At 64.5% G+C, this 16,243-nt stretch carries 10 protein-coding genes; 6 read left to right on the top strand and 4 right to left on the bottom strand.

Translation table 11 applies throughout. The features are described from left to right. The first annotated feature begins 173 nt into the window (after window positions 1-173). The 3 genes from IM701_RS17245 to IM701_RS17235 all read left to right on the top strand — a co-directional run bounded on the left by IM701_RS17245 (window position 174) and on the right by IM701_RS17235 (window position 7,499). Window positions 174-3,140: a TonB-dependent receptor domain-containing protein gene (locus tag IM701_RS17245; protein ID WP_230487893.1), complete on the top strand. Its 2,967-nt coding sequence runs from the start codon at window positions 174-176 to the stop codon at window positions 3,138-3,140. 415 nt (window positions 3,141-3,555) lie between these two features. After that, window positions 3,556-6,240, top strand: coding sequence for a glycoside hydrolase family 2 TIM barrel-domain containing protein (locus tag IM701_RS17240; protein ID WP_193828549.1), 2,685 nt, complete (start codon window positions 3,556-3,558; stop codon window positions 6,238-6,240). Between the two features lie 23 nt (window positions 6,241-6,263). Then, the gene (locus IM701_RS17235) at window positions 6,264-7,499 is read left to right on the top strand and encodes an MFS transporter (RefSeq protein ID WP_193828548.1); all 1,236 of its coding nucleotides are present in this window, start codon (window positions 6,264-6,266) and stop codon (window positions 7,497-7,499) included. A 559-nt stretch (window positions 7,500-8,058) separates the two neighbouring features. Here IM701_RS17235 and IM701_RS17230 read toward each other — a convergent pair. From IM701_RS17230 to manD, 4 genes are all read right to left on the bottom strand, one after another. Next, complete coding sequence (locus IM701_RS17230; protein ID WP_193828547.1) at window positions 8,059-8,487, bottom strand: hypothetical protein; 429 nt, start codon at window positions 8,485-8,487, stop codon at window positions 8,059-8,061. A gap of 119 nt (window positions 8,488-8,606) precedes the next feature. Further along, window positions 8,607-9,491, bottom strand: a complete 885-nt coding sequence (locus tag IM701_RS17225) for a sugar kinase (RefSeq protein ID WP_230487892.1) — start codon at window positions 9,489-9,491, stop codon at window positions 8,607-8,609. Beyond that, window positions 9,491-11,008 carry a hypothetical protein gene (locus IM701_RS17220; RefSeq protein ID WP_039335608.1) on the bottom strand — a complete coding sequence of 506 codons (1,518 nt, stop codon included), beginning with the start codon at window positions 11,006-11,008 and terminating at the stop codon, window positions 9,491-9,493. Before IM701_RS17220 ends, IM701_RS17225 begins: the two co-directional genes overlap by 1 nt. 27 nt (window positions 11,009-11,035) lie before the next feature. Beyond that, window positions 11,036-12,244, bottom strand: a complete 1,209-nt coding sequence (manD, locus tag IM701_RS17215; protein WP_039335606.1) for a mannonate dehydratase — start codon at window positions 12,242-12,244, stop codon at window positions 11,036-11,038. A gap of 101 nt (window positions 12,245-12,345) precedes the next feature. On the opposite strand from manD, the gene IM701_RS17210 reads away from it, so the two are divergent. From IM701_RS17210 to glpK, 3 genes are read left to right on the top strand one after another with little or no spacing between them, the layout of a single operon-like run. Beyond that, window positions 12,346-13,098, top strand: coding sequence for a FadR/GntR family transcriptional regulator (locus tag IM701_RS17210; protein WP_039335594.1), 753 nt, complete (start codon window positions 12,346-12,348; stop codon window positions 13,096-13,098). A 58-nt stretch (window positions 13,099-13,156) separates the two neighbouring features. Continuing rightward, window positions 13,157-14,698, top strand: coding sequence for a glycerol-3-phosphate dehydrogenase (gene glpD, locus IM701_RS17205; protein WP_193828546.1), 1,542 nt, complete (start codon window positions 13,157-13,159; stop codon window positions 14,696-14,698). Between the two features lie 17 nt (window positions 14,699-14,715). After that, a complete protein-coding gene (gene glpK, locus IM701_RS17200) occupies window positions 14,716-16,200 on the top strand; it encodes a glycerol kinase GlpK (protein ID WP_193828545.1) in 1,485 nt (494 codons plus the stop codon). Window positions 16,201-16,243: the final 43 nt, after the last annotated feature.

Here is a 16,243-nt window from a genome sequence, read left to right as displayed (position 1 = left end):
GACAGTTCAGGGGTTTAGGGAAAAGATTCGTCATACTCTGTGATGAAAATGCATCATCCTGAACTAAAGTTATGGGGCTGCCCGGAAATGACCCTCCGGGCAGTTGACCCTGTTAATCTTTGAGTGGAATTCCCGGCCAAGCGCTCAGACGCGACCGATCAATGGGGATTTCCATGACGAAAATGACACTCCTGCGGGCAGCCATGCTCGTTTCTGCCAGCAGCATCGCCACCCTGGCATTCCCTGCCCTTGCGCAGGATGCGCAGACGGCCGAACCGCAAGTGGCCGAGCAGGGCGCAGAAGCGACCGAAGACAGCGGCACCATTGTCGTGACCGGCAGCCGCATCCAGCAGCGCGCCGACTACAATGCGCCCAACCCGATCGTGTCGGTAACGTCGGAAACCTTGCAGCAGGCCGGCAACGTCCAGATCGTCGAGACGCTGGCCCAGAACCCGGCGCTGCTGAACTCGCTGAGCGGCGCGCGCACCTCGGGCTCCAACGCCGACTTCGGTGCGGTCGGCGTGCAGTTGCTCGACCTGCGCAATCTTGGCGAGAACCGTACGCTGACGCTGGTAAATGGCCGGCGCCACGTCGCCAGCCTTGCCGGCACCGCCGCTGTGGACATCAACTCGATCCCGACCGACCTGATCGAAAGCGTCGACGTCCTGACCGGCGGTGCTTCGGCGATCTATGGTGCGGACGGCGTCTCGGGCGTGGTCAACTTCCGGCTCAAGCGCAATTTCGACGGAGTGGTCGCTTCCGGCCAGATCGGCATCTCGGATCAGGGCGACGCCGGGCAACGCTATGGCTCGGTCACTGCAGGGCGCAACTTCGCGGACGGCCGCGGCAACATTGCGGTGGCCTATGAATTCCGCGAGATCGACCGTGTCAGCAGCTTCCGCCGCGACTTTACCGGTGATCCGCGACGCAGCTTTGGCCTGGTCCGCAATCAGGCGGACCTGCCGGACAATCCGAACTTGCCCGACCGGGTGCCGACCAACGACCTGCGCTACGCCGACAGCTCGGTCGATGGTGCGATCGACCTCGACTTCGACGGGATCCCCGACTTCACCGGTTCCGGCAAGGTCTATGACCGTGGTCGTTTGCTGAGTTCCGCCGGCGGCCTGACGCAAGGCGGCGACAGCACGCCGCTGGCCGGCTACCAGGGCGACTTGCAGGCCTACAACCGGACCCACAACGTCAATCTGCTGGCGCACTATGATTTCAGCGATGCGCTGTCGGTCTATGTCGAAGGCAAGTACGTCAAGAACCGGACCTTCACGCAGAATCAGCCCTCGTTCGATTTCTTCACGTACCTGACGCCGGACAACCCGTTCCTGCAGGATCGCTACGCCGGCATCGCCGACACCAGCGGCGGTGCGCTGCTGTCGCGCGACAACTTCGACCTTGGCGTGCGCGGCGAACGCAACGATCGCGAGACGATCCGCGCCGTCCTCGGCTTCGAAGGCCGCATTTCGGACCATGCACGCTATGACGTGTCCTACGTCTTCGGGCAGACCAAGTCGAACATCCTCCTGACCAACTACCGCATCGCCGATCGCTATTTCGCGGCCGTGGATGCGGTGCGTGATGGAGCGGGCAATATCGTCTGCCGTTCGACCATCGACCCCACTGGCAACATCGATCCCAACAACTACGATGCACCGGCCACGACCTTCACGCCAGGCGCGAACAGCGGATGCCTTCCGCTGAACCTGCTGGGCAACGGCGTGCGCAGCCAGGCCGCACTGGATTGGGTCAACGCCGACATCGTGAACCGGGCGCGCATTCGCCAGAACGTGATCTCGGGATCGATCTCGGGCGATTTCGGCCAGTTCTTCGAACTGCCGGGCGGCCCGGTCGGCTTTGCGCTGGGCGGCGAATACCGCAAGGAGTCGAGCCGTTTCGTGCCCGACGATCTGCTTCAGCAGGGTGCGCTGGCCGACTTTTCGCTGCAGCTGCCCGAGCAAGGCTCGTTCGACGTCAAGGAAGCGTTTGCCGAGCTTTCGGTACCGGTCCTGCGAGAAATGCCTTTTGCGCACAACCTGACGCTGGGCGCGGCGATCCGCCTTTCGGATTATTCCACGGTGGGCAAGACGACCACCTGGAAGATTGACGGTACTTATGCGCCGATCCCCGACGTGACGTTCCGTGGCACGCTGTCTGAGGCAGTGCGCGCTCCGAACATCACCGAACTGTTTGCGCCGCGCAACGGTGGCTTCTCGTTCATCAGCGATCCGTGCGATCCGGTGTTCATTACCGAAGGCACGCAGTTCCGCGAGGCCAACTGCCGCGCTGTGCTGACTGCAGCCGGCCTGACGCCCGCGCAGATCGCAGCCTTCAACCCCGAGAACGATCCGACCGCTACGGTCAGCCTCCCCGGCTTCTCCGGTGGCAACCGCAACCTTCGCGAAGAGACGGCGCGGACGTGGACCGCTGGCGTGGTGTTGCGTCCCAGCTTCATCCCCGGCCTCGTCGCCTCGTTCGACTGGTGGGACATCAAGCTGAAGAACGCGGTGAACACGCCGACGGCCCAGGACGTTGCCGAACTTTGCGTCGACCAGCCGAGCCTCGACAACGTGTTCTGCCAGAACGTGGGGCGCGCAACCGGCACCGGCTATATCAACACTTACTTCGTGCAGCCGGTGAACGTGGCGAACTTCCGCACGGCAGGTGCGGACTTCCGCCTGAACTACAGCTTCCGGACGGACAAGCTCGGCTCGTTCAGCCTCAGCCTGATCGGCGGCTATCTCGACCGGCTCGAGTTCATCCCGACCCCGGGCGCGAACGTGGATATCGATCGTGAGGAAACCTACAGCCCCAAGTGGAACGCCACTGGCGACATTACCTGGAAGATGGATGGCGTGACGGTGAACTACGGCATCAGCTGGTTCAGCAAGACGCGTCGCTACGAGCTGGAAACACTGGCCGCCAACCCGGACATCGTCGCGCCCGAGTACTTGTGGATCAAGGAACGCTGGCAGCATGACGTGCAGGTGGCGTTCGACGTGGACGACAAGTTCCGCTTCTACATTGGCGGCAACAACATCTGGAACCAGAAGCCGGACCGCTTCTCCAGCAACTATCCGATCAGCTTCGTCGGCCGCTACCTCTATGCAGGTGCCCGCGTGACCATGTGATCGCCCAAGAGCTCTGATTGCGAAGGCCGGTCCCGCTGGGGCCGGCCTTTTGCGTTGTGGATGCTTTGCAAGTGCCGCCTTGTTTCAGGGCAGGGTGACGACGCTGTGAGCAAATTTGGACTGGCCAATTCCCGTAGTCTCGGCTTTATGCTGGCGGCGCCATCGTGCCACTGGCTCTGCAGAAGCCTCTGATTGTTATGCAGAATGTCCAAATGTCCGACCCAAATGACCGGCCCAAGTGTCGAACAGGGCAAAAAGTGCTTTGTGGTCAGGCCAAATTTTGCGTAAGTCATGAAGATTGGACGGTGAACCTTCGCCGGATTGGATCGACAGGCGCTTTGCCTCAGGTTCGATCAAGTTCCGAAGGGCTGCCGGTCAGCAACGCAATAAGCAGAAGCTTACCTGGAGAGGTTGAATGGGGTCATTTCGAGCAGGTCGTGCGAGCGCAATCATTGCCGCTCCCGTCGCTTGCCTGATCATCGCCGGCATGTTGCCTGCCTTCGCGCAATCTCGGCGGGACGTGATGGTTCTGGATGCGGGCTGGCGGTTCTCGGCAGAAGACGTGGCGGAGGCGAGCGCCCCGGATTTTGCCGATGCGACGTGGACGCAGATTTCGGTTCCGCATACCTGGAACCGGGTTGGTTATTACAAGCATGACCTTGGCGGCACGAACACGGCCGCGACAGTGGACAAGCGGCAGGGCATCGGTTGGTATCGCCTGCATTTTGCGACGCCGGCGGGCGCCAGGGGCAAGCGCCATTGGCTGGAGTTCGATGCGGCGAGCCGCGTGGCCAAGGTCTGGCTTAACGGCACCTATCTTGGCGAACATCGCGGCGGGTTCTCGCGCTTCAGGTTCGATGCCACGGCGGCGATGAAGGCTTCTGGACAGAACGTGCTGGTTGTCCGGGTGGACAATGCACAGCCCAAGGCCGGTGGCTCCACCGCCGACGTCCTGCCGCTTTCGGGCGACTTCTTCGTGCACGGCGGGCTCTACCGGCCGGTGCGGCTGCTGACGACCGCTCCGTTGCATATCGATCTCGCCGATGCCGGCGGCCCAGGCGTGCGCGCGACCACGGTAAAGGCCGACAAGGATCAGGCGCAGGTCGACCTGGTGGTGCGGGTCCAGAACGATACGGCCAAGGCTTCCAAGGCCAGCGTCAGGGTGCGGCTGATCGACCGAGACGGTGCCGAAGCGGCCAGCGCGACCGTTCCGGCGACGCTTGCGCCGGGCAAGGTCGGCGAGGTTGCCGCTAGGCTGACAGTGGCGGGTCCGCACCTGTGGCACGGCACTGCCGATCCCTATCTCTACGATCTGGTCACGCAGGTGGTTGCCGCCGATGGCACAGTGTCGGACGAAGTGCGCCAGCCCTATGGTCTGCGCACGATGGCGTTCGATCCAGATCGCGGCTTCATCCTGAATGGCCAGCCCTATCGCCTGCGCGGCGCAGGCTATCATCAGGACCGCGACGGCAAGGGCTGGGCGATTTCGCGCGAGGATGTGGCCGAGGATATTGCGACCCTGCGCGAGATGGGCGCGAACACGATCCGCCTGACCCACTACCAGCACGGGCAGGACGTGCACGATCTGGCCGACCGCGCCGGAATGGTGGTGTGGGACGAGATCCCGCTGGTTTCGGTGTGGACGCTGGGCGGCAGCAAGGTGCCCGATCCGGCGCTGGTCGCCAATGCCAAATCGCAGCTGACCGAATTGGTGCGCCAGAACCAGAACCATGCCGCTTCGGCCATCTGGAGCATCGCCAACGAGGTGGACTTCGGCAATTCGATCCCGTCTTTCATGTTTGGCGGGGCTGATGGGCGCGAGGTCGATCCCATGCCGCTGCTGAACGAGTTGCAGAAGACGGCCAAGGCGCTCGATTCTTCGCGGCCGACGGCGCTGGCGACGTGCTGCGAGGCGCGGGCATTCGGCAATGATATCGAGATCCCCACGACGGCCGCGGCAGCGGACCTTGGCGGGGCCAACCGCTATTTCGGGTGGTACTTCGGCAAGCCCGGCGACCTCGGGCCGCATCTCGATGGACTGCGCGCCAAGCGGCCGCAGCAGCCGCTGGCCGTGACCGAATACGGCGCCGGCGGCGCGCTGACCATGCACACCGACAATGTGCTGGGCGGGCCGGCCGATTCACGCGGCGCGGCGCAGCCGGAGGAATACGAGAGCCATATTCACGAAACCGCGCTGGCGCAGCTCGATGCGCGGCCCTGGCTCTATGCCACATGGCTGTGGAACTCGTTCGACTTTGCCACGACGGTGCGGACCGAGGGCGATGCGCAGGACATCAATACCAAGGGCCTGATCGCCTACGACCACAAGACCCGCAAGGATGCCTTCTGGTTCTACAAGGCGAACTGGAACCCCGAGCCGATGGTCCACATCACCTCGAAGCGCTATGTCGACCGCGCCTATCCGGTGACGGACGTGAAGGTCTACAGCAACACCGCGAGCACCGAGCTGCTGCTCAATGGCCGCTCGCTGGGGGTGAAGAGCGATTGCCCGCAGAAGGCCTGCGTGTGGGGCGGCGTTCGCCTGGACGAGGGCAGCAATGCGCTGGTGGCGCGGGGCGTCCACGCCGGCGGCACGGTCGAGGACAGCGCACGCTGGATGCTGGCGCCGGAGACTGCGCGGCGCTTCGTGATCGATGCCGGAACGTTGCTGGCGGCGAAGAGCGAAGGGCGCGTGCTGGGTTCGGACAACTGGTTCGAGGGCGGGCAGGCGGGTTCGCTCGACAAGCCGGCCGACTTTGGCAAGCCCGCGGTGCCCACCGCGATTGCCGGAACGACCGACCGGGCCGCGCTGGCGACTTATCGCAGCGGCACTTTCTCCTACCGCGTGCCGGTGGCTGACGGGCGCTACAAGGTGACGTTGTGGTTCGCCACTGCGCCAACGCAGAAGCCGGGCACGTTCGAGGTGAAGAGCGGCAAGAAGACGCTGTTGCGCAAGTTCCAGCCAGCCATTCCGGCGAGCGGGGCGGTGGCTGAAGCGCGGACCTTCACGGTCAAGGCAAAGGGCGGCCTCGCGCTCGACTTCATCAGCGGCACCACCGATGCGCGGGTCTCGATGATCGAGATCGAGCGGCTGCGCTGACCTCAAGGCAACGGACAGAAGCTATGCTCAGGAAACTTCCGCTGCGCTGGTGGATCATCGCGCTGATCACGCTCGGCACGATATTGAACTACCTGGCGCGCTCGACGCTGTCGGTGGCGGCGCCGACGCTCAAGACCGAGTTTGCGATGACGACCGAGCAGTACAGCTGGGTCGTGCTGGCGTTCCAGGCGAGCTACACGGTGATGCAGACGGTTGCGGGCGCGGTGCTGGATGCGCTCGGCACGCGGCTGGGGTTCTTCCTCTTCGCCGTGGGCTGGGCGCTGAGCAACATGGCCCACGCGCTTTCGACCGGGTGGATGAGCCTTGCCTTCTTTCGCTCGCTGCTGGGCGCAAGCGAGGCAGCGGCAATCCCGGCGGGCACCAAGACCGTGGCGCAATGGTTTCCGGCGAAGGAGCGGCCGCTGGCCACCAGCCTGTTCCAGATGGGCACCAGCGTTGGCAACATGATCGCCCCGCCGCTGGTCGCGTTCTGCATCCTTGCCTGGAACTGGCAGGCGGCGTTCCTGGTAACCGGTGCGCTGAGCCTTGTCTGGGCCGGGATGTGGTGGTTCGGCTACCGCGATCCTGCGGTCCACCCGCGCCTTTCGCAGGCGGAACGCGACGCGATTGCCGCGATGAACCAGCCCGATGCGGCCAAGCCGGCAACCAAGGGGCAGGTGCTGCGCAGCCGTTCGTTCTGGGCGATTGCCGTGCCGCGCTTTCTTGCCGAACCGGCGTGGCAGACGTTCAACTTCTTCATCCCGCTCTACCTCGTGGCGGTGTGGAAGCTGGATCTCAAATCCATCGCGCTGTGGGCGTGGTTGCCGTTCCTGGCCGCCGACTTCGGCAGTCTGGCTGCGGGGCTGCTGCCGCCGTGGCTGATGAAGCGCGGCTCTTCCATGCTGTCATCGCGCAAGATCACGATGACGCTGGGCGCACTTTGCATGGTGGGGCCGGCCTGCATAGGCCTTGCCACCTCGCCCGAGATGGCCATTGCCCTGTTCTGCATCGGCGGCTTTGCGCACCAGCTGCTCAACGGCGCGCTGATCACGCTGTGCGCCGACGTGTTCGACAGCCGCACCGTGGGTACGGCCAGCGGCATGGCCGGGACCTCGGCATGGGTCGGCGGCATGCTGTTCACGCTGCTGATCGGCCAGAGCGCCGACGTGTTCGGTTACAACCCGCTGTTCGTGGCGCTGGCAGGGCTTGATCTGCTGGCGGCGGTGGTGCTGTGGAGCCTGTTGCGGGCGAGGCCTTAGGGGGCCCACATGGATGCCGCACAGGCGGGATGACCGCTGTTGTAGGTCGTCAACAGGAGCATTGAATGGCGGGAAGGGTGGGAAGAGGTCATGCACTTCAAGGCGCAACAGCTCCGTATACTCCAAAAACTTCGTCAATCTGCCCTTCGGTTGATCGCCAACGAACAGACCAAAGTGTTTGGATAACTATGCCCCATCGGACTGAAGCGCTTAGCCATCCGTCATAGAATAGGCGTTCATCGACGATGAAGCCTTGTCTCTTCAACTCCTTAATCATGCAATTTCGTCAGATCCGATAGGGAACCGTGTTCGCAGGCGTTCCGTGAAGGTTATCTCACCCTCGCTGCCCCCCGGAAGATCGCGGCCAAGCTCAGGAATTCGAGGGTATGGCCAACGCATTCGACCACTTCTCACGCTAAACCTTTGTCTGCAATGGGGTCGTGTCCTGACAGGCAACATTTGGTCGCAAAGGCCTGAAAGCTGCCCTTCGCCGCCGACTTGAACCAACGGCAGCTATTGGCTCGCCCGCCTTGTCGCCCCAACGACCGCTTAGGGGTGGTCAGCTGCCATCGCGCCGGAATGGGCGAATCCGCTTCATACGCCGCGCAAGTGGGTAAGGTTGCCGCACCTCGAACCTGCTCAATTCTTTAGCAGCATCCTTGTCGCCGCCCCTTGCAGCACGTCGCAGCCATTTACGGTATCCAGGAAGGTCACCTGCATAGAAGAGTGTGAGAGCGAGATTTTGGGCAGCGTTGACTTCGCCCTGTTGGAAAGCGCGATACATCAAACCGGCTGGACTGGTCGCGTCGCTGAAGCGCCCAAGGTCTGCTCTCTTTCCCGTATCCGTCTTGCGAGCCGCAAGGCTAAGCATTGCAGGACCGTATCGCTTGTGAGCAAGCATTTGCAAAATCGGCATTCCAAAGCCATTTGACTTGCCGGCCAAAATTGCTTCAGCGCGGCTGAAAAGTCGGTCGGATCTGTCGCTCATCAAGCAATGTTAGCCTGAATCCAGACGTCCGCAATGGCGTCGTGTCCCGACAGTCCGCTTTTAGCGAAGACCGGCGGATAGCTGACGTTTCCAGCTATGATGACATTCGTCCACGCGCCCTAGCAGTCCCGCGGCGGGATCGCGCCTCTTCGCATGATGGTCCAGCCTGCCAGCGCGTGCCCCACTTTCGCAGCCTGTGCAACCGGTTCGCCACGAAGGCGCGCGCCAAGGTAGCCCGCGTTGAAGGCATCGCCGGCGCCGCTGGTGTCGACGGGCTTCAGGACTTGCGTCGGAGCGAGGATCTGGCCATCGGGAAGGCGGCAGCCTTGGGCGCCGAGCTTGACGATGGTTTCGCTGCAGCCGAAGCCCTGCCAGTGGGCGGCGACGGCAGCGGCATCGGCTTCGCCCGAGAGCATGGTTTCGTCCTCGAGCGTGGGCAGGCCGATGCTGGCGACGGCGATGGCGGCATCGCGCGCGGCTTGGGCGGTTTGCCGGTCGGGCCAGAGGCGCGGGCGGTAGTTGCCGTCGAAGGCGACGAGGCCGCCCTTGGCGCGGACCTTGCGGGCGAGGGCAAGCAGGGCCTCCCTGCCGTTTTCGGGCAGGATGGCCAGCGATATCAGCGAGAAGGCAAGCAGGTCCGCCGCTTCGGCATGGGCCAGTGCGGCCTCGATGCCGTTGCAATCGAACAGCGCGCGCGCCGCGCTTTCGCCGCGCCAATAGGTGAAGCTGCGCTCGCCCGCATCGTCGCAGGTGATCGCGTAGAGGCCGGGATTGCGCGCAGGGTGAGCGAGGACAAGGCTGGTGTCCAGCCCTTCGTCCGCCCACTGCGCCTTGATATCCGCGCTGAACGGATCGGTGCCGAGCGCGGTCAGATAGGCCGTCTCCACCCCGCTGCGGGCGAGGTGGATCGCGGTGTTGAGCGTATCGCCGCCATAGGCGAGGCGCCAGAGGCTGCCGTCCTGCGACAGCTCCAGCATCGCCTCGCCGACAAGGACTGCGCGCATCAGCGGCAGGCCGGGTTGGCGGCGCCGGGCATGGCGTAGAAGGCGATGGACTGGCCGGGCAGGGTGACCTTGCCGTTGACCGCCGTGCCTTCAAGGCCGGTCAGCTTGTAGTCCGCAGACAGGGCAGGGGCCTTGCCGTTGACCAGCACTGCGCGTGTGTCGAGCGGCTGCCCGGTCATCGTCCAGCCCATGCCCTTGCCGCCGAGGTTGACGCGCTGCGCGGCCTCGCCAGTATTGAGCGCCATGACAGTCACGCCACCGGGCTGGCCGGGCATGCAGTGGGCATAGAGCCGCAATGCGGGCGAGGGCGATGCCGGCGAGGCGAGCACGGTGCTGCCCATCGTGCGCTTCCACAGCACGGCGGCCCAGTAGTTGGGACGCGGGGTCAGGGTATCGCGGTCGATCAGGGCATAGTCGCTGGCGGCGAGAGTATTGTGCATGACGACCTGCAACCCTTGCTGCGCCAGCGCGGCGTTCTGGTTGAGGTAGCGGAAGGTATCGAGGAAGGTCGAGGCCCACGGGCTGCCACCACAGGCGGCCTGAGCGGTTTCGGTGTTCCACATCGGCTTGCCGGGCTCGAACCGGTCGCGCAGCGCGGCGTAATAGCGGTAATCGCGCACGGTCATGTCGAGCCACTTGGCGGTGAGCGCGTCCGCCTTCTGTGCAGTGCCGATGCCAAGGCCCGCACAGCGCTGCGAGACGCTGCCGTAGAAGTGGTAGGAGACCCCGTCCACGCTGTTCGGGTTGGCCTGCATCATGTCTTCGCTGCTGACGTGGGTGCCCATTTCCGCGGGCACGGGCACGTCCTTGAGCAGACCAGCCTCACCAACACCGCCGGCGCCCAGAATCTTCATCTCGGGCACGGCCTTGCGCGCCCAATCGCGGAACAGGCGGAATTCGGCGCCGTAGTTGGCAGCGGTGTAGCCCTTGGGCATCTGCGGCGCGGCGCTGGGCATGTTGGCTTCGTTGAAGAACTCGGCGGCGTAGAGCGAGCCGCCCGCCTCGCGGGTAAGATCAACCAGGCGCTGCGCTTGCGCTGGCGTCCACACGCCATTGGCATCGCGCGTGCCGTTGCTGACGGCGAAGCTGGTGACGATGGGGGCATCGACGGCCTTGGAGAAGGCGACCACGTTCTTCCACTGATCGCGGGTCAGCACCTGCACAAAGCCTGCGGGCGGGGCGGAGAGATGTTCGCCTTCGGCTTCAAGGTAGGTGTTATTGGCCCAGGTGCCGCTGACCCGCACGAGGCTGGGGCCGAGTGCCTTGGCCAGCGCGACGAGCTTGGGATCGGTCAGGTCGATCGGCGGGCGCTGGCGATAGCGTTCGTCCGCCGGGCCGCCATAGGGCGCCCAGAAGCGTCCGCCGGTCACTTCGACCATCTCGATGTTGTAGGACTGATAGCGATCGCTGACGGTACCGACCTTCGCAAGCCTGGCAAGCTGGAGCGAGGGGGCGGGAACGGACGTTGCGCCGGTCAAGGCAACCATGGCGGTCGCCGCAAGAAATGCCTTCTTCATGATATCCTCACTGTTGTCGTTGTTGTCCTACCAGTTCCACATTGTTCCGTCCTCGAGCCGTGCGACGGGGAGGTATGCTGGTTTGTAGGGGTATTTGGCGGCGAGATTTTCGTCGATGTCGACGCCGTGTCCGGGTGTATCGCCGATGAAGAGTTCGCCCTTTTCGAAGTGGTAGTCGTGGGGGAAGACTTCGTCGGTTTCGGGGGTGTGGCGCATGTATTCCTGGATGCCGAAGTTGGGGACCCAGGTATCGAAGTGGAGGGCGCAGCCCATGGTGACGGGCGAGAGGTCGGTGGCGCCGTGGCAGCCGGTGCGGATCTGGTAGAGGCTGGCAAGATCGGCGATGCGGCGCAGGTGGGTGAGGCCGCCGGCACCGACGACGGTTGCGCGGATGTAGTCGATCAGCTGGTTCTGGATGAGATCCTTGGCATCCCAGATGGTGTTGAAGATCTCGCCCACGGCCAGCGGGGTGACGGTGTGCTGGCGCACCAGCCTGAAGGCTTCCTGGTTCTCGGCCGGCGTGCAGTCCTCCAGCCAGAACAGCTGGTAGGGCTCGAGCATCTTGCCAAGGTTGGCCGCTTCCTGCGGGGTGTAGCGGTGGTGGCCGTCATGCAGCAGGTGATGGTCGAAGCCGTAGGTCTTGCGCAGCTCCTCGAACATCTTCGGCACATAGTTCAGCGCCTTGCGCGTGTCCCACCCCGTGACCGAGGGCAGGGCGGCATCGGCCGGTTCGTAGTAGAGCTTGCCGCGGCCCACGCCATAGGCATCCTTGATGCCGGGCACGCCGGTCTGGGCGCGGATCGCCTTGTAGCCCATGTCGATGTAGTGGCCGACCGCTTCCACCGTCTCGGCAATGTCCGCGCCGTTGGCATGGCCATAGACCATGATCCCGTCGCGGCTGCGGCCGCCGAGCAACTGGTAGACCGGCATGCCGGCCATCTTGCCCTTGATGTCCCACAGCGCCATGTCGACCGCGGCGATCGCGCGCATGGTGACAGGCCCCCGGCGCCAGTAGGCCCCGCGATAGAGATACTGCCAGATATCCTCGATGCGGCGCGGGTCCATGCCGATGAGGCAGGGGATGACGTGCTCCTCGAGATAGGCGACGACCGAGAGCTCGCGGCCGTTGAGGGTGCCATCGCCGATGCCGTAGACGCCCTGGTCGGTCTCGATCTTCAGCGTCACGAAGTTGCGGCCCGGGCAGGTGACGATGACGCGGGCGGCGGTGATTTTCATGGGGGGACACTCGCTAAGGACAGGCGGATTGTGGTAATACCGATTGACGGACCGGTTTCGGTCTGTCAAGTTTCTTGAATTGGTAATACCAGAAAGTTTCCATGACAACTGGCAAATCACACGACCGGCTCTATCAGGATCTCGCCCGCTCGCTGCTCGATGAACTGGCCAGCGGGCGCTATCCGGTGGGCAGCCGCCTGCCGGCCGAGCGCGACCTTGCGCTGCGCTACGAGGTGAGCCGGCCGACGGTGCGCGAGGCGATCATCGCGCTCGAAGTGCAGGGGCTGGTCGAGGTGCGGGTCGGCTCGGGCGCCTATGTGAAGCGGCTGCCCGGCGAGAACGACCGTCCCGGCTTCAACGTGACCGCGTTCGAACTGACCGAGGCGCGGCTGCTGTTCGAGGGTGAGGCCGCGGCACTGGCCGCCACGCAGATGACCGACGAGGACCTTGCCGAGATCGAGGTGCTGGTCCAGCAGATCGCCGAGGAGAACCGGAGCCCCAACGGCACCGAGACCGCCGACCGCGCGTTCCACCTCGCCATTGCCAAGGCCACGCGCAACGTGGCGGTCTACAACACCGTGGCGCAGCTGTGGGACCTGCGCGGCACATCGCCCGAGGCCGCGCTCCTGCACGAGAAGGCCCGCCACGCCAACATCAAGCCGGTGGTCGAGGAGCATACCGCGATCCTCGAGGCCCTGCGCGCGCGTGACCCCAACGCCGCCCGCACCGCCATGCGCACCCACCTCTCCGCCGTGCTCGACGGCCTCCTCTTCGCCACCGAAGAACGACTCCTCGCCGAAGCACGAAGAGCAACACAAGCCAAACGCGATCGCTACGCCAAAGCCACGGCGTGACGGTGGAAGGCGCGCGCAGACTGCGCAGCTTTGAACGGATGAAATGCGAGACCTTGGAATGACGGCACCGTACCCGGAGCTTGATCCGGATCTGGTCTATGACCTGCTGGTCATCGGCGGCGGCATCAATGGAGTGGGCATTGCCCGCGATGCCTCGGGACGCGGTCTTCGCGTTCTGCTGGTCGAGCGCGACGATCTTGCCGCGCACACATCATCGGCGAGCACCAAGCTGATTCACGGCGGCTTGCGCTACCTTGAGTACTACGAGTTCCGGCTCGTACGGGAATCGCTGCAGGAGCGGGAGCGGCTGATCAGGATTGCTCCGCACATCAGCTGGCCGCTGCGCTTCGTGCTGCCGCAACCCAAGGGTGGGCGGCCGGGGTGGATGATCCGGATCGGGCTGTTCCTTTATGACCACATCGCCGGGCGGCACAGCCTGCCCAAGTCGCATGGGGTGAACCTGCGCGAACCGCAATGGGGCAAGGGGCTGAAGCCGGGGCTGTCCAGGGGCTTCGTCTATTCCGACGCATGGGTCGATGATGCGCGCCTCGTCGTGCTCAATGCCATAGACGCGGCGCAGCGCGGAGCGACGATCCTGACCGGGACCGCAGTCACGGGGGCGGAGCAGCAGGGCGATGCCTGGACGGTGGCCCTTGAACCCAACGCCGATGCGCCGCAACCAGCCATCGCGGCGCCCTGCACGGTGCGCGCCCGCACGATCGTCAATGCTGCCGGCCCCTGGGTGGCGAGCATGCTGGGCTCGGTCGCGGGTGCGAAACGCGATGGGGCGATCAAGCTGGTCAAGGGCAGCCATATCGTGGTGCCGCAGATCTATCCGGGCGACCATGCCTTCATCCTGCAGCAGGACGACGGCCGGATTGTCTTCACCATTCCCTATGAAGGTCAGTTCACGCTCGTCGGGACGACCGACGTTGCCGTAGGCGAGGACGAGCGGGCGCGGCCGAAAATCAGTGCGGAAGAGGTCGAATATCTGTGTGCGGCCTCGAACAGGTACTTCGAGCGGCAGATTGCGCCTGCCGATGTAGTCTGGACCTATTCGGGCGTGCGTCCGCTGTTCGACGACGGGCAGGAGGATGCCAAGGCCGTCACCCGCGATTACGTGCTGAAGCTGGGACGCTCGGAGGGACCGCAGGTGTTGAGCGTCTTCGGCGGCAAGCTGACGACCTATCGGCGTCTTGCCGAACATGCGCTCGATGATCTGAAGCCGTGGCTGGCCGGATCGGGAGATGCCTGGACGGACCTTTCGCCGCTCCCGGGCGGTGAGCTTGGCGCGGCCGGTTTCGATGGGTTTCTGAAACAGGCCCGCGAGCGGTGGCCCTTCGTTCCAGCCGCAACCATGAAGCGCATGGCGCACGCCTATGGCACGAGGCTCGCCATGATCCTCGGGGATGCGCAAGGTTGGCAGGACCTTGGCACCGATTTCGGCGGAGGCCTGACCGAAGCCGAGGTGCGCTATCTGCAGACCCACGAGTGGGCGCGCAGCGCGGAGGACGTGCTGTGGCGGCGCAGCAAGCTCGGCCTCACCGCTGCGGCAGACGTGGCCGAGAAGCTGGCGTATTGGTTCAAGGCGAACGCCTGACAAGGGTCTTGGGGGAAATGGGAATGGGTGATCTCGTACTGGCGATAGACCAGGGCACGACCTCGACACGCGCCCTGGTGTTCGATGCCTCGCGGCGCGTGGCGGCGAGTGCGCAGCGCGAATTTGCACAGCACTATCCGGCCGATGGCTGGGTCGAGCATGATCCGGAGGAGATCTGGCGCGATACCCTGCAGACCTCGCGCGAGGCCCTGGCCAAGGCCGGTGCAAGCGCCGACGATATTGCCGCGATCGGCATTACCAACCAGCGCGAAAGCGTTGTCCTCTGGGACCGGGCGACGGGCGAAGCGCTGCACAACGTGATCGTCTGGCAGGATCGGCGCACCGCGGATACTTGTGCCGCATTGCAGGCGCAGGGCCATCAGGCGTTCGTTCACGAAAAGACTGGCCTGCTGCTCGACCCGTATTTCTCGGCGACGAAGATTGCCTGGCTGCTCGATACTATCCCCGGAGCGCGCGAGCGTGCCGAGAAGGGAGAGCTGGCCGTCGGCACCATCGACACATTCCTGCTGTGGCGGCTGACCGAAGGGCGCAGCCACAAGACCGATGTGACCAATGCCAGCCGGACGCTGCTGTTCGATATCGTGGAGCAGCGCTGGTGTCCCGAACTGCTTGAACTGTTCCGGGTGCCTGCTGCGCTGCTGCCCGAAGTCTGCGCCAGTGCCGCCGACTTCGGCATGACGAGCCTGCTTGGGGGCAGCATCCCCATCTGCGGCATTGCCGGAGATCAGCAGGCAGCCCTGGTCGGTCAGTCCTGCTTTGCGCAGGGTCAGGCCAAGATCACATATGGCACCGGCGGCTTCATGCTGCTGAATACCGGCACGACCGTGGCGCGTTCGCGCAGCCGCCTGCTCAGCACGATCGCGTATCGGATCGATGGCGAAACGCACTATGCGGTGGAAGGCTCGCTTTTCGTGGCGGGCGCAGCGATCAAGTGGCTTCGCGACGGGCTGGGCATCATCGTCGAGGCGAAGCAGACGCAGGAGATGGCGGCGCGACTGCCAGACAACGGTGGCGTTTACATGGTGCCAGCTTTCGTCGGCCTGGGCGCGCCGCACTGGTGCACTGAAGCCCGGGGCATGCTCGCCGGCCTGACCTTTGATTCGAGCGCCGCGCACATCGCCCGCGCGGCCCTCGAGTCGGTGGCCTTCCAGACAGCCGATCTGGTTGCCGCGATGGAACAGGATGGGGCCGGGACGCTGGCATCGCTGCGCGTCGATGGCGGGATGGCGGCAAACGACTGGTTCTGCCAGTTCCTGGCGGACATCCTCGACATTGTTGTCGAGCGTCCTGCCAATCTCGAGACGACGGCTCTGGGAGCAGCGATGCTGGCCGGGCATCGGTGTGGTGGCTGGCCGGACGTGCTGGATGGGGCCGCGGCTGTCGAGGGTCTATCGAGATTCGAACCGGCGATGGAAAGCAATCAGCGAGAGCGTCTGAGGAGCGAATGGCGGGCTGCTATCCGCCGTGCCACGCTGACTTGAGATGTGGCGGATCCCGGAATCTGGCCTGACCAAACCTGCCATT

It is taken from the genome of Novosphingobium sp. ES2-1, assembly GCF_015169775.1.
GTDB lineage: Bacteria > Pseudomonadota > Alphaproteobacteria > Sphingomonadales > Sphingomonadaceae > Novosphingobium > Novosphingobium subterraneum.
Note: the sequence above shows the minus strand (reverse complement) of the source record. Positions and strands in the feature narration are given on the sequence as shown.